6 protein-coding genes, 3 tRNA genes, 3 rRNA genes and 3 pseudogenes are annotated in these 14,673 nt (G+C 41.5%); 5 read left to right on the forward strand and 10 right to left on the reverse strand.

The features are described 5' to 3' along the window. Positions 1 to 2 precede the first annotated feature (2 nt). From BTN49_RS03675 to BTN49_RS03685, 3 genes are all read right to left on the reverse strand, one after another. Positions 3 to 79: transfer RNA gene (locus BTN49_RS03675), tRNA-Thr, on the reverse strand. Positions 80 to 89: 10 nt separating this feature from the next. Beyond that, positions 90 to 164 (reverse strand) — tRNA-Gly (locus tag BTN49_RS03680). A gap of 45 nt (positions 165 to 209) precedes the next feature. Continuing rightward, positions 210 to 294: transfer RNA gene (locus tag BTN49_RS03685), tRNA-Tyr, on the reverse strand. 306 nt (positions 295 to 600) lie between these two features. Between BTN49_RS03685 and coaA the strand changes: the two genes are divergently transcribed. The 3 genes and pseudogenes from coaA (at position 601) to BTN49_RS17270 (ending at position 3,357) form a co-directional block, all read left to right on the forward strand. After that, a complete protein-coding gene (gene coaA, locus BTN49_RS03690) occupies positions 601 to 1,536 on the forward strand; it encodes a type I pantothenate kinase (RefSeq protein WP_097356036.1) in 936 nt (311 codons plus the stop codon). Positions 1,537 to 1,639: 103 nt separating this feature from the next. Further along, a pseudogene (locus BTN49_RS03695) lies at positions 1,640 to 2,512 on the forward strand (IS982 family transposase). A 387-nt stretch (positions 2,513 to 2,899) separates the two neighbouring features. Next, a pseudogene (locus BTN49_RS17270) lies at positions 2,900 to 3,357 on the forward strand (transposase). 252 nt (positions 3,358 to 3,609) lie between these two features. On the opposite strand, the gene birA reads toward BTN49_RS17270, so the two are convergent. From birA to BTN49_RS15005, 3 genes and pseudogenes are all read right to left on the reverse strand, one after another. Continuing rightward, on the reverse strand, positions 3,610 to 4,575 hold the full coding sequence (gene birA / locus BTN49_RS03705; protein WP_097356037.1) for a bifunctional biotin--[acetyl-CoA-carboxylase] ligase/biotin operon repressor BirA: 966 nt from the start codon (positions 4,573 to 4,575) through the stop codon (positions 3,610 to 3,612). After that, positions 4,563 to 5,609, reverse strand: coding sequence for a UDP-N-acetylmuramate dehydrogenase (gene murB, locus BTN49_RS03710; protein ID WP_097356038.1), 1,047 nt, complete (start codon positions 5,607 to 5,609; stop codon positions 4,563 to 4,565). Before murB ends, birA begins: the two co-directional genes overlap by 13 nt. A gap of 10 nt (positions 5,610 to 5,619) precedes the next feature. Further along, positions 5,620 to 6,650 (reverse strand): annotated as a pseudogene (locus BTN49_RS15005) (IS630 family transposase). 735 nt (positions 6,651 to 7,385) lie between these two features. On the opposite strand from BTN49_RS15005, the gene pssA reads away from it, so the two are divergent. Beyond that, positions 7,386 to 8,735 carry a CDP-diacylglycerol--serine O-phosphatidyltransferase gene (gene pssA / locus BTN49_RS03720; RefSeq protein WP_097356039.1) on the forward strand — a complete coding sequence of 450 codons (1,350 nt, stop codon included), beginning with the start codon at positions 7,386 to 7,388 and terminating at the stop codon, positions 8,733 to 8,735. A 604-nt stretch (positions 8,736 to 9,339) separates the two neighbouring features. Here pssA and BTN49_RS03725 read toward each other — a convergent pair. Continuing rightward, complete coding sequence (locus tag BTN49_RS03725) at positions 9,340 to 9,558, reverse strand: hypothetical protein (RefSeq protein ID WP_097356040.1); 219 nt, start codon at positions 9,556 to 9,558, stop codon at positions 9,340 to 9,342. Between the two features lie 524 nt (positions 9,559 to 10,082). Between BTN49_RS03725 and BTN49_RS03730 the strand changes: the two genes are divergently transcribed. Beyond that, complete coding sequence (locus BTN49_RS03730) at positions 10,083 to 10,232, forward strand: transposase (protein WP_097356041.1); 150 nt, start codon at positions 10,083 to 10,085, stop codon at positions 10,230 to 10,232. Positions 10,233 to 10,424: 192 nt separating this feature from the next. Here BTN49_RS03730 and rrf read toward each other — a convergent pair. The 3 genes from rrf to BTN49_RS03745 all read right to left on the reverse strand — a co-directional run. Continuing rightward, positions 10,425 to 10,540: ribosomal RNA gene (gene rrf, locus BTN49_RS03735) — 5S ribosomal RNA — on the reverse strand. A 236-nt stretch (positions 10,541 to 10,776) separates the two neighbouring features. Beyond that, positions 10,777 to 13,670: ribosomal RNA gene (locus tag BTN49_RS03740) — 23S ribosomal RNA — on the reverse strand. A gap of 463 nt (positions 13,671 to 14,133) precedes the next feature. Then, positions 14,134 to 14,673: ribosomal RNA gene (locus BTN49_RS03745) — 16S ribosomal RNA — on the reverse strand; the annotation flags it as partial.

Below are 14,673 nucleotides of genomic sequence, written 5' to 3' on the forward strand. Positions count from 1 at the left end.
AATGGTGCTGATACCCAGATTCGAACTGGGGACCTCACCCTTACCAAGGGTGTGCTCTAACCAACTGAGCTATATCAGCACGTTAGAATTGGAGCGGGCAGCGGGGATCGAACCCGCAACTTCAGCTTGGAAGGCTGAGGTAATAGCCATTATACGATGCCCGCTTTCAGTTTCTCGGAGAGCCAATCAAACTTTTTTAAATTGAAATATGGTGGTGGGAGAAGGATTCGAACCTTCGAAGGCTGAGCCGTCAGATTTACAGTCTGATCCCTTTGGCCACTCGGGAATCCCACCTAATTGTCTTATCTGGTATTCGCTGCCAAAATTAAACTGCCCATCTACTAATTAAAAGTCAGTTATTTGCAAGTCCTCTTGTCCAGCCTCTAACGACAAGTGCTGCGCATTTTATGCAATGATTTTTGACGTTGCAATACCTAATTTATGAAATCCCGAAAATCATTCCATATTGTGCGTTATTCAAACAATTTAGGCACCTCCTTAACTATCATATAGCGACAGATTAAGAATGTATCGCACTTTCACTCTCTGTAAGGATAATGTATTGTCGCGTTCCTTAGTCTAAGTAGATCTCCTTTTAGCATGAGCGACCTGTTAACTCCTTTTTTATCGTTTAATCGCAAACAATGGTCAGAACTCCGTGATTCTGTACCTATGACGCTGGACGAGACTGATATCCAAAATCTACGTGGTATTAACGAACATTTGACTATGGATGAGGTACAAGATATCTATCTTCCGTTATCTCGGCTTTTAAGCCTCTATGTTAAAGCACGGAAAGGGCGCACACAGGTTTTAAAACACTTTCTAGGCAAAAAAAATAATAATATCCCTTACATAATTGGTATTGCAGGGAGTGTTGCCGTAGGTAAAAGTACCACAGCACGCTTGTTAAAAACATTATTAGAGCGTTGGCCAGAACACCCTAAAGTAGCACTCATTACGACTGACGGTTTTCTTTTTCCCAATAATGTACTAAGAGAACGTGGCTTAATGGAAAAAAAAGGATTCCCACAATCTTATAACATCAGAGAGTTAGTACAGTTTGTCTCTAATGTGAAATCTGGCAAGCCACGAGTAGAGGCACCTATCTACTCGCATTTGATATATGACATCACTAAACATGTAAAAGTAGTGGAGCAACCAGACATTTTGATCGTGGAAGGGTTAAATGTACTTCAGACAGGTATGCATTATCCTCACGAACCTCACCGTGTTTTTATTTCTGATTTTCTCGATTTTTCCATTTATGTTGATGCCGATAACAAGTTATTAAAAACTTGGTATATCGACCGATTCATGGCATTTCGAGAAGGGGCATTTAAAAATCCTTCTGCATATTTCCATCATTACACAAACTTACCGCACGACAAAGCAATCAAGACGGCTTCAGCTATTTGGGATGATATAAACGGCAAAAATTTAGTCGAAAACATACTACCTACCCGTGGTCGTGCCGGGTTAATACTTCATAAAAGTAATAATCATGTTGTACAAACTGTTAAAGTTCGGAAGTAGCAGCCTTAGCTAACTAGCTTGAACTGCGCATAAGAAATGAACTAAATACCCAAATCGCGATCTGATCATTTAAAAGAACTGTTGTCTGCATAAGAATTTGGGCATGAATAACTTAGACGCTGTTTTCGTTGATGTCGACGACTTTTGCCAGACTTTCCTCCCTCCATGGGCAAAATACCTAATCCCTTCCGGTGTAAAACAAAGAAACAAGCTTTCGCACCTCTCAATTAGCGATGTGATGGCGATAGTGATAGTGATAGCTTTCCATCAATCTGGTCTCTGGACCTTAAAACCTATTACATCCACTTTGTTTGCCGCTACCTAACCAACGAATTTCCTGAATTAGTCAGCTACACGAGAATGCTCAAGCTCATGCAAGATGTTCTGGTTTTGGTTCCGCTTTGCTCTTACCTCACTCACCATCAGGCAAGGCCAATAGAGATTGCCTTCGTTGATTCGTCTAAGCTACAGGTTTGTCACAACCTACGTATTCTTAGATATCAGATTTTAAAAGGTACTGTGAAGCGAGGAAAAGGAACAATGTGGTGATTCTACAGATTTAAATTACACCTCACTTATCAATGAGTAAGGTGGTATTATCTCAGTTAAAGTGACGACGGCTAACGTGGATGATAGAAAGCCTGTATCGGAAATGGTTGACGAGTTTTGTGGGTGTTTATACGGAGACAAAGGTTATATATCTAGTCCATTGGAGCAGGAACTTGCAGACAAGGAAGTTACACTGACTACGAGGGTAGAAAAGAATATGAAACCCAAAGTGATGAAACTTTAGCACCGCCTGATACTCCTGAAATGATTTATTATTGAACCCAGTTTTAACCAACTAAAAAACATATCCCCAATCAAGCATTCTCAGCACCGTAGTTGTATCAGCTTTATGGTCAATTTACTGGCGGGGCTTATCGCCTATTTAATTTCCACCAAGGAAACCAAGCATCAAGATAACTCGGTTTGATAAGCAAGCGCTTATGCAGATCTGAGGTTAGGTTAACCTGAGCTGCGCATAAGGAATAAACTAAGTGCCAAAGATCTCGATCTGATCGTTTTAAATAAACTCTTTACTGCACAAGAACTTGAGCATTAATAATTTATACGCTGTTTTCGTCGATATCGACGACTTTTGCCAGACTTTCCTTCCTGCATAAGAAAAACACCTAACTTCTTCTGGTATCAAACAAAAAACAAGCCTTTTCGCCTTTTAGTTAGCGAAGTGATGACGATAGTGATCGCTTTCCATCAATCAGGGTATCAAGACTTCAAAATCTATTATATACACTTTGTTTGTCGCTACCTCACCAACGAATTTCCTGAATTAGTCAGCTACACGCAAATGCGCAAGTTCATGCGAGGTGTTCTGGTTCCGCTGTTCCCTTACCTCACTCCCCGTCAGGCAAGGCCCACAAGGATTTCCTTCGTTGATTCGTCCAAGCTACAGGTTTGTCACAACCTACGCATTCTCAGACATCAGATTTTGAAAGGTACCGTGAAGCAAGGAAAAGGAACGATGGGGTGGTTCTACGGTTTTAAATTATTATTATCAATGACCAGAGTGGCATTATCTCAGTCAAAATGACGACTGCTAATGTGGATGATAGAAAGCCTGTATCGGCAAGGGTTGACGAGCTTTGGGGTGTTTATACGGAGACAAAGGTTATATCTCTGGTCCATTGGAGCGGGAACTTGCAGACAGACAAGGGAGTGACACTGATAACGGGTGTGAAAAAACATGAAACCCAAAGTGATGAGACGTTGGTACCGCCTGATACTCCGGAAATGATTTATTATTCAACCCGTTTTTAACCAACTAAAAAAACATATCCCCAATCAAGCATTTTCAGCACCGTAGTTGTATCAGCTTTATGGTCAACTTGCTGGCGGACTTATCACCTATTCATTTCAACCAAAGAAGCCGAATATCAAGATAACTCGGTTGGATAAGCAAGCACTTATGCAGATTTTAGGTTAGAGTGTTTTTGGCTAAGCCATTAGATCACTTCACCACGCTTTTCAAAAAACTTATCACATATCAATACGCCATAAAAGGAAGAATATCTACAAATCTGAACGTAAGCTAATTTCACCATCAATATATGAAGTAATACCAACCTCTGTTTCCAGCAATAACTCCCCTTTATCATTGATACCACAGGAGATACCTTTTATCTTTCTCTCTCCAAGCAGTAATTTCACAGGTTTCCCATAAAAATTATCATACTTATCCCAAAGGTCAACGAATCCTTTCATTCCCGTAGATTCATATTCATGCAAGGTTTCATTTATGCCATTGATCAGTGCCACCGCCAAGGTATTTTTGTCTGGCAATGTAGATGACGTTTTTATCAGATTTATCCAATCTTGGTTGACCTCACTCGTCTCCGTCATCGCGACATTCAACCCAATCCCTATGACACAATGAGTAACATCACCAACTTGACCCCTTGTTTCGACTAAAATTCCAGCCAGCTTTCGCTCTTGCCAATATAGGTCATTCGGCCATTTTACCTTTATATCTTTGGCACCTAGTTTTTCTAATGTTTCCACCATGGATATTCCAACAACAAGGCTCAAACCCACTGCAGCAGCCATACCCGTGTTTAGCCGCCAATATATAGAAAGGTAAAGGTTAGTACCAAAAGGAGAAAACCAAACACGCCCACGTCGGCCACGGCCAGATTCTTGATATTCAGCTAAACAACTAGTTCCAGAGACCAATTGGTCTATACGATCCAATAGAAACTGATTCGTTGAATCAATGACAGGAATAAGTGAAAAATCTGGTACATTTAACTGCACCTTCAAACGCACTTCGTCAAGCAGATCAAGTGGAGAAGATAAACAATAACCTTTACCTTGCACTAAAAACACATCCAGACCCCATGTTCGTAGTATTTTTACGTGGTTAAGAATTGCAGCACGAGTCATACCCATTTCCTGTCTTAACTGTCTACCAGAATGGTAATTACCATCAGACAATTTCCGGATAAGAGCAAGTCGTGCTATATTCTCTAGCTCTGGCATATCGTCTCCAATGAGATTTCATGCTCACGTCCGATAAAACGTACTTCATGCTCCAGCTTAACAGCAAACTGCTGGTAAACCGTATCAAGGACATATTCAGCTAAATTAATCACATCTGTGGGGGTTGCTTTACCTGAATTAATCAACACCGGTGCCTGCTTTTCGTGAACAGCGGCTCCACCAATACAGTGACCCTTCAAGCCAGCTTGATCTATTAACCACCCTGCTAAAAGCTTCACCAGATTGTCGCCTACATGGTAAAATGGCATCATTGGGTATTCCAGCTGTATCTGTTCAGCCATTGATTTCAATATTACGGGATTTTTGAAGAAACTCCCTGCATTCCCTGTAACACTAGGATCGGGAAGTTTCTCTCGACGAATTTTACAGACTTTATCAAACACTGTTTGTGCAGTTATTTTTTCCCGTTCAGCAAGCTCCACAAGGGCACTGTACTCAATCACAGGTGACCATGCTTTTGCCAACATCAATCCTACTGCCAGTATAACTGTATCGTACTTAAGTTTACCTTTGAATACAGAATCCCGATAACCAAACCCACACTCAGCCGCTAAGAGCCGAACCTTTCCTCCTGAGCTTAATGACAACACATCGACATATTCACACCGCTTATCAAATTCTACGCCGTAAGCGCCAATATTTTGAATTGGTGCAGATCCTACCAATCCAGGGATAAGCGCCAAATTTTCGAGGCCAAGCATGCCATGTTTTACGGTCCACATCACCAATTCATGCCAACTTTCCCCACCTGCAACATGCAGGTGCCAATGTGTCGTCGACTCAGTTATACTGATTCCCTTCAATCGATTCAATACCACGATACCCTCAAAATTACCACAAAATAGGAGATTGCTCCCCTCTCCAACAATTAATTTAGGTTGACAAACATAGGGAGCTTCACGCCACAACATAAGGAAATCTTCGGGGCATTCTGCCTCAACGATTGTTTTCGCAAGAACATCTAAACCGAAGGTATGAATACGTTTGAGTGAAGTGTCCATATGAATTTTCATTTATACCCAATCAACTTAAAGATGCAAATCTTGCTACCTGAAATTTATCATTCATTTGATGATGCCAAAGAGTCTATAATATTTAGAAGAGTTGCAATGAAGGGTAGTTTAATGGCTGATTTAAGATCACGTTTATTTTCCAATAAAACATTATTCCTCAACCTTTTATGTATCATTTCCCAAAGCCTTTCTATTTAATTCAGATTCGGACTGCAAGGGGTAGGTAGTGAAATTCAATATTGAGGATGAATGTAGCATCTCTAACTAAGTTACTTTGATGATATCCCGCTATGTCCAAAATTACATACAGTTTATACGTCAATGGCTAATCTCCTCTCAACTTGCAGAAGGAACGAAGAAGACTTATACTATCGATAGTGTCATATACGCTGACAATTATACTTGTAATGTCAGAGATGTTGCGCACAATAACAATATTCAGGGAACTCCGATTTCCCGTGGTTTTAAGTGCTTGTTCTTGTCTCCTGAATCTCCATCCAGAGGTAAATTTTGTCTCTGGCGTTAGATGTACAGCGTTAATGAATGAAATGGTTTTATCCTTGGTATAAAAGGCGTTAAGCACATAATAATAATGGATGAAAGCGAGTTGTTTTCCACGTCAAACTTATGTGACACACCTTTAAGCATCTTATAACTGAAACCCTTGTGATTGAGCCAGTTATGTATACCCGTAATTGTATTTTTTACGCCAAATTGCTATTTAACATACTCCTCAATTTGAAAGATGTGATGATAGGTAAAATCGCTGAGATATTCGATGAAAACAAAATCTTCGGTGATTGAAAAATGGCTGTTTACTCCCCCATTTTCAAGCTGTAGTTTCTCAGACAGTTCATAGTCTTTGAACTGGTGAAAGACGGCTGATCCATAGATACGCAGAGCTTGAGAACTCAACGCAATACTCCAACCTTCGGATACAAAGAGTACCGCTTTTATACGGACACTAATTCAACCGTCACGTGTTGTATCCTAGTGGGTTTCGAATATTTGTTTTTGCTTTTTGATCAAAGTTACCTTCATAGCGCGTAGATTAATCCTAATTTTATTAAAAATAAAGCAGCATCAATGATATTCAGGCACATATAGTCAGAAAAACAAAAACTAAATAATATATGACAGATAGAGTACCGTCAACTCAAAATCGATTAATTAATCCCAGATCTTGATATTGTTGATTAAAACAACCTGAGCTGCGGAGTGAATAAGCAACGTCCTTTCATGGGTAACCAAAATAACCACCGCTGTCTCTAGTATGCTAGAGAAGTCTCAAGTGAAGAACAACATTCAATTTACTTTTCACTCTATTATTTATATTCAATTATGCATTTTGGTGCATACATTGAACATGAGTATTATCCTTAAATCATAATAAAGTTCTCTTAAATAGAACAACTTCAATTTATTGATGTATCAAACAGATATCTCAGTTTAGCATTGATAGCCAGCGCAATTAATTTCCTTTCCTATTGATTAAAAAGATCAGTCAAAAGATCTTTTGGATTATTAAATGTAACAATAGGACAATAAATCATTACAGTGTACCTTTATGATAATCGTTCTGAGCAGAACACATTCAACTGATTACACCACAACTTCTATTTTCCACCATACACCAAAAATCATCATAGTTTCTACTACAGTTGTTAGTTATCTATTGATAACAAATCATATTCACTTGACATCAGGTGCATTCTGGTACAAAACAGAATTCAATTTGCATTAACATGACATTACGTCAGATTTAATGAGGCAAGAATGGATTCAACTACTGCAAATAGGCAGCTAATCGAGCAACTCCCAAGAATTGCTCATCGTCCAGAACAACTAGAAACCTTACTCGACGCAGCCTCCTTTAGAGAGCGTTTGCTGCTAGAAATTAAACAAGCTAAATCTCGCATCTATTTAGTCGCACTTTATCTTCAAGATGATGAAGCTGGGCGACATATTTTAGATGCTCTATACCAAGCAAAGCAAAAGAATCCTCTACTAGACATTAAAGTCCTAGTTGACTGGCACCGAGCTCAACGCGGGCTTATCGGCGCTGAGGCCTCAAACGGTAATACAGCTCTGTATCAACATTACGCTGATAAGAATATCCATAAAATAGACGTTTTAGGGGTACCTGTCAGAAATCGAGAAGTCTTTGGTGTACTGCATCTAAAAGGATTTGTTATTGATGACAATGTCATTTACACGGGTGCTAGTTTAAATGATGTTTACTTAGCACAGCACAATCGTTACCGCTACGACCGATATCACGTTATCAAAAACAAAGCTCTGGCAGATTGCATGGTAGATTTCATCGGTAATACCTTAGTTGCTAGCGATGCGGTTACCTGTCTTTCGCAACCAAATCGTCCTAGAATAAAAGTCCTAAAGTCCGCAATTAAAGACTTACGCGAGAATCTACAAAGGGCTAGCTATTACTTCATTTCTCAACAGATCAATGAAGACCACGTTGGCTTAACACCCATGGTCGGCCTAGGTAGACGTAAAAACTATCTTAATACCCAGATTCGCCGATTAATCATTTGTGCACACGAAGAGTTGATTATCTGCACACCCTATTTCAATCTTCCAAGAAGCGTAATGCGTGAAGTCCGTCGCGCATTACGGCGCGGTGTTACCGTCACAATTATTATTGGAGATAAAACGGCAAACGATTTCTATATACCACCAGAAGAGCCATTTAAAACGATCTCTAGTCTGCCATATTTATATGAAATGAACCTACGTAATTTTGCACGTCGCAACGAAGCCACAATCGCAAAACGGCAGTTGCGAATTAATATTTGGAAACATCATAACAACAGTTTCCATTTAAAGGGTATTTGGGTAGACAAAACCTACATGCTTTTAACTGGCAATAACTTAAATCCACGTGCTTGGAAGCTGGATCTAGAAAATGCCATTCTAATTCATGATCGTAACCACCTCCTTGAAGGTCAAGCTCAACAGGAAATTAATACGATACTGCAACATACACAATTAATAGGCAGTTACAAACAAATTGAGAAACTTGAAAATTATCCTACCAAAGTTCGTAAACTATTAAAAAGAATAAAAAGGATTAAAGCTGATCATCTACTAAATCAGATACTGTAAAAAAGCCTCTGATTACCTCTATTAACATCAGTCCACAAAAAGGAATATACGTTACTAGGTGATAGTGAGTTCTTCATATCTGAAGACTATAAAATAGGTCTATCATTAAATTAAACTCAACTCAACTGATATATCCGTCTTCATTGAAGATACTTAATATTACTCATAAACTCAATAGATCATTTTTCGTCTAAAATCCCTATTTTTGCAGGGTTATTATTATAGCGCCCATTGACGTTAACTGTCGTTTTTGCAGGCACACTAAAACAGTTAGAAACAATGATATCTCCTGGTCATGGACACCAATGCTATCATTGCCCGTCATATTGCTGAACATTCAAGCTTAGATATATATACACGGCCTGTTAACTGAGGATAAAATAGTAAATTATTGAACCTGATATGAATAATGTCGGTATCTGAAACTCCTTTCGACTGCCACATATCAGCATTAATGAGTTTTTTGATTAAAAAACCACATACCGCTGTGTAACCACATTCCATCTTAGTGTACAAAAATGGTACTTATCTGCGAAGTAGAGGAGCAAGGTGTTTTTAATTAAATCAAGCCTATAACACACTGATCCCAATCTTTTTTACAGTCTTAATTTATCTGCTGATGAATAGGCATACCGAGTTTTATAACTTTGTTTATTGCTTTCACATTCACCAGTGTCTCACCAACATGAGCATTATGATCATGAAGAGTAAGTTTAGAGTTGAGCAACTGTTTATAGTGAAACATTCCTGTATCTTCTAATGATCGTTTGTGATAATCTCCGTTCTTTTTCCACTCTGCCAGTTTATCCTCTTTCAACGGCATTACAGTTTCATTGCTAGGATCTCCTTCTTCCTAGGACTGCACAGCGTATTCTTATAGCTGGAATACAGGACATTATTTCTTTATTTTTCAGCACGGGATAACATGCTTTTGCATCATAGAGATCCCATCAGTACTGACTTGCTGTTTCTTTCTTCGTAAGAAGTTAAGCAATGTAGGTAACCTGAGTTACGCATAAGCAATGGACTAAATGCCCAAGTTGCGATCTAATCGTTTAAAAAACTATTGACTACATAAGGACTTTGGCATGAATAACGTAGACGCTATTTTCGTCGATGTTGACAACTTCTGCCAAACTTTCCTCCTTACATGGGAAAATAACTAATTTCTTCCGGTGTAAAACAAAGCAACAAATCATCTCGCCTCTCAGTTAGCGAAGTGATAACTTTCCATCAATCTGGATATCAAGACTTTAAAGTCTTATTACATCCACTTTGTTTGCCGCTGCCTCACCAACGAATTTCCTGAATTAGTCAGCTACACGCAAATGCGCAAGCTCATGCGAGGTGTTCTGGTTCCGCTTTTTTCTTACCTCACTCACTGTCGGCCTTGCCTTCGTTGATTCGTCTAAGTTACAGGTTTGTAACAACCTACGCATTCTCAGATATCAGGTTTTTAAAGGGACTGCGAAGCGAGTAAAAGGAACGATGAGGTGATTCTACGGCTTAAAATTACACTTTCTTATCAATAACTAAGGTAGCATTATCGTCAATCAAAGTGATAACAGCTAATGTGGTTGATAGGAAACTAGAACTATAAAAAAGTAAAAAGCCCCCACCTTATACTGCATGGGGGCTTTTTACTTTCTACTTTCATCTTTTTTCTAAAAAGATGAAGACTCATTTAAAGCTTGGCAATGTCCTACTCTCACATGGGGAGACCCCACACTACCATCGGCGCTGATACATTTCACTACTGAGTTCGGCATGGGATCAGGTGGTTCTATAACGCTATGGTCGCCAAGCAAATTTGTTTGCTTTATCCCAATTTTGAAAAATTGGATTCTAACTATATTGCCTGTCCACTCTAGTTAATCATGTACCTATCGTACATTCCTTCACTCATCAGACGGTCCTATAAAACTAAACCCCATCCCCGCCATGTTTTAATGGCGACAGGATCATAAAATCTAGAAAACTGACTACGCTCAATACACACTTTAAATTCAATTTAAATCTCTTAAAACCACTTGGGTGTTGTATAGTTAAGCCTCACGGGCAATTAGTACAGGTTAGCTCAATACTTCACAGCACTTACACACCCTGCCTATCTACGTCGTAGTCTTCAACAACCCTTTAGAGGACTTATAATCCTAGGGATGACTCATCTTGAGGCTCGCTTCCCGCTTAGATGCTTTCAGCGGTTATCGATCCCGAACTTAGCTACCGGGCAATGCCACTGGCGTGACAACCCGAACACCAGAGGTTCGTCCACTCCGGTCCTCTCGTACTAGGAGTAGCCCCTCTCAATCATCCAACGCCCACGGCAGATAGGGACCGAACTGTCTCACGACGTTCTAAACCCAGCTCGCGTACCACTTTAAATGGCGAACAGCCATACCCTTGGGACCGACTTCAGCCCCAGGATGTGATGAGCCGACATCGAGGTGCCAAACACCGCCGTCGATATGAACTCTTGGGCGGTATCAGCCTGTTATCCCCGGAGTACCTTTTATCCGTTGAGCGATGGCCCTTCCATTCAGAACCACCGGATCACTATGACCTGCTTTCGCACCTGCTCGAATTGTCATTCTCGCAGTCAAGCGGGCTTATGCCATTGCACTAACCTCACGATGTCCGACCGTGATTAGCCCACCTTCGTGCTCCTCCGTTACTCTTTAGGAGGAGACCGCCCCAGTCAAACTACCCACCAGACACTGTCCGCAACCCCGATAAGGGGCCAACGTTAGAACATCGAACATACAAGGGTGGTATTTCAAGATTGCCTCCACTAGAACTTGCGTTCTTGCTTCTAAGGCTCCCACCTATCCTACACATGTAGGTTCAATGTTCAGTGCCAAGCTGTAGTAAAGGTTCACGGGGTCTTTCCGTCTAGCCGCGGGTACACAGCATCTTCACTGCAATTTCAATTTCACTGAGTCTCGGGTGGAGACAGCGTGGCCATCATTACGCCATTCGTGCAGGTCGGAACTTACCCGACAAGGAATTTCGCTACCTTAGGACCGTTATAGTTACGGCCGCCGTTTACCGGGGCTTCGATCAAGAGCTTCTCCGAAGATAACCCCATCAATTAACCTTCCGGCACCGGGCAGGCGTCACACCGTATACGTCATCTTTCGATTTTGCACAGTGCTATGTTTTTAATAAACAGTTGCAGCCACCTGGTATCTGCGACTGCCTCTAGCACCATCCGCGTGGGATTTCACCTGAGGCAGTGTACCTTCTCCCGAAGTTACGGTACCATTTTGCCTAGTTCCTTCACCCGAGTTCTCTCAAGCGCCTTGGTATTCTCTACCTGACCACCTGTGTCGGTTTGGGGTACGATTCCTTATAACCTGAAGCTTAGAGGCTTTTCTTGGAAGCATGGCATCAATGACTTCATCACCGTAGTGACTCGACATCAAGTCTCAACCTTACGTATTCTCGGATTTTCCTAAGAATACAGCCTACACTTTTGAACTTGGACAACCATCGCCAAGATCACCTAGCCTTCTCCGTCCCCCCATCGCAGTTATAAGCAGTACGGGAATATTAACCCGTTTCCCATCGACTACGCCTTTAGGCCTCGCCTTAGGGGTCGACTTACCCTGCCCCGATTAACGTTGGACAGGAACCCTTAGTCTTCCGGCGAGGGAGTTTTTCACTCCCTTTATCGTTACTTATGTCAGCATTCGCACTTCTGATACCTCCAGCAAACCTTACAGTTCACCTTCAATGGCTTACAGAACGCTCCCCTACCCAATGTGAATAAATCCACACTGCCACAGCTTCGGTGTATCGCTTAGCCCCGTTACATCTTCCGCGCAGGCCGACTCGACCAGTGAGCTATTACGCTTTCTTTAAATGATGGCTGCTTCTAAGCCAACATCCTGGCTGTCTGAGCCTTCCCACATCGTTTCCCACTTAGCGATAACTTTGGGACCTTAGCTGGTGGTCTGGGTTGTTTCCCTCTTCACAACGGACGTTAGCACCCGCTGTGTGCCTCCCGGATAGTACTTACTGGTATTCGGAGTTTGCAAAGGGTTGGTAAGTCGGGATGACCCCCTAGCCTTAACAGTGCTCTACCCCCAGTAGTATTCGTCCGAGGCGCTACCTAAATAGCTTTCGGGGAGAACCAGCTATCTCCAAGTTTGATTGGCCTTTCACCCCTAACCACAAGTCATCCGCTAATTTTTCAACATTAGTCGGTTCGGTCCTCCAGTTGATGTTACTCAACCTTCAACCTGCTCATGGCTAGATCACTTGGTTTCGGGTCTAATCCTAGCAACTCTTCGCCCAGTTAAGACTCGGTTTCCCTACGGCTCCCCTAGATGGTTAACCTTGCTACTAAAATTAAGTCGCTGACCCATTATACAAAAGGTACGCGGTCACCTCTTTTCAAAGAGGCTCCCACTGCTTGTACGTACACGGTTTCAGGTTCTATTTCACTCCCCTAACTGGGGTTCTTTTCGCCTTTCCCTCACGGTACTGGTTCACTATCGGTCAGTCAGGAGTATTTAGCCTTGGAGGATGGTCCCCCCATATTCAAACAGGATACCACGTGTCCCGTTTTACTCGTTTTCACGTTAAACAAGCCGTCATGTACGGGGCTATCACCCTGTATCGCTCCACTTTCCAGTGGATTCCACTAACTTACAAAACGCTTAAGGGCTACTCCGAGGTCGCTCGCCGCTACTGTCGGAATCTCAATTGATTTCTTTTCCTTCGGGTACTTAGATGTTTCAGTTCCCCGAGTTTGCCTCATACAGCTATGTATTCACTGTATGATACTGGTTTATACCAGTGGGTTTCCCCATTCGGAAATCCCAGACTAAAATGGCTTTCACTGCCTTATCTGGGCTTATCGCAAGTTGATACGTCCTTCATCGCCTCTGACTGCCTAGGCATCCACCGTGTACGCTTAATTACTTAACTATACAACCCCAAAAGGTCTCTACCTGTTTTTACTTTCAACAGGTTAAACAAATATGTATATGGTATAAACAACCAAGGTGTTCTCATCAAAGAACTGTTCAATTTAATGAACGATTTCATAGAACTTAAATATTGCTCAAACTCCCTAGATGGGAGAGATGCAAACTAAGAACCCTTGAATGTGTATTGTCGCTCATTTCCATATTTAATAACATGAAAACGAAACATTTGAGAACTCTTTTTTGTTCCTTACGCAGGATACAAAATTCAATTTATTCCTAAATACAAAAATAAATCTACTAGTCAGCTTTCCAGATTTTTAAAGAACAGAATTAATATTCATTTAATATTAATATTTATTTCCTAAACATTTACATTAATAAATATCCAAGAAATAGCCTAAAGTATTGGCTACAATTTTACCTATACAATCTGTGTGGACACTTGCCTTAATAATGTTATTTAAGGAGGTGATCCAGCCCCAGGTTCCCCTAGGGCTACCTTGTTACGACTTCACCCCAGTCATGAACCACACCGTGGTAAACGCCCTCCCCTAAAGGTTAAGCTATCCACTTCTGGTGCAACCCACTCCCATGGTGTGACGGGCGGTGTGTACAAGGCCCGAGAACGTATTCACCGTGACATTCTGATTCACGATTACTAGCGATTCCGACTTCACAGAGTCGAGTTGCAGACTCCGATCCGGACTACGACATACTTTGTGGGATTCGCTTCACCTCGCGGTCTCGCAACCCTCTGTATATGCCATTGTAGCACGTGTGTAGCCCTACTCGTAAGGGCCATGATGACTTGACGTCGTCCCCACCTTCCTCCAGTTTATCACCGGCAGTCTCCTTGGAGTTCCCACCTTTATGTGCTGGCAAACAAGGATAAGGGTTGCGCTCGTTGCGGGACTTAACCCAACATTTCACAACACGAGCTGACGACAGCCATGCAGCACCTGTCTCAGAGTTCCCAAAGGCACACCGAAATCTCTTTCGGC

This window comes from Candidatus Enterovibrio escicola (assembly GCF_002464935.1).
Classification (GTDB): domain Bacteria; phylum Pseudomonadota; class Gammaproteobacteria; order Enterobacterales; family Vibrionaceae; genus Enterovibrio; species Enterovibrio escicola.

Bases quoted from the DNA above. Each gene is read 5' to 3' on its own strand.
- coaA (WP_097356036.1), top strand. From the start codon at position 601: ATGAGCGACCTGTTAACTCCTTTTTTATCGTTTAATCGCAAACAATGG.
- birA (WP_097356037.1), bottom strand. From the start codon at position 4,575: ATGCCAGAGCTAGAGAATATAGCACGACTTGCTCTTATCCGGAAATTG.
- murB (WP_097356038.1), bottom strand. From the start codon at position 5,609: ATGAAAATTCATATGGACACTTCACTCAAACGTATTCATACCTTCGGT.
- pssA (WP_097356039.1), top strand. From the start codon at position 7,386: ATGGATTCAACTACTGCAAATAGGCAGCTAATCGAGCAACTCCCAAGA.
- BTN49_RS03725 (WP_097356040.1), bottom strand. From the start codon at position 9,558: ATGCCGTTGAAAGAGGATAAACTGGCAGAGTGGAAAAAGAACGGAGAT.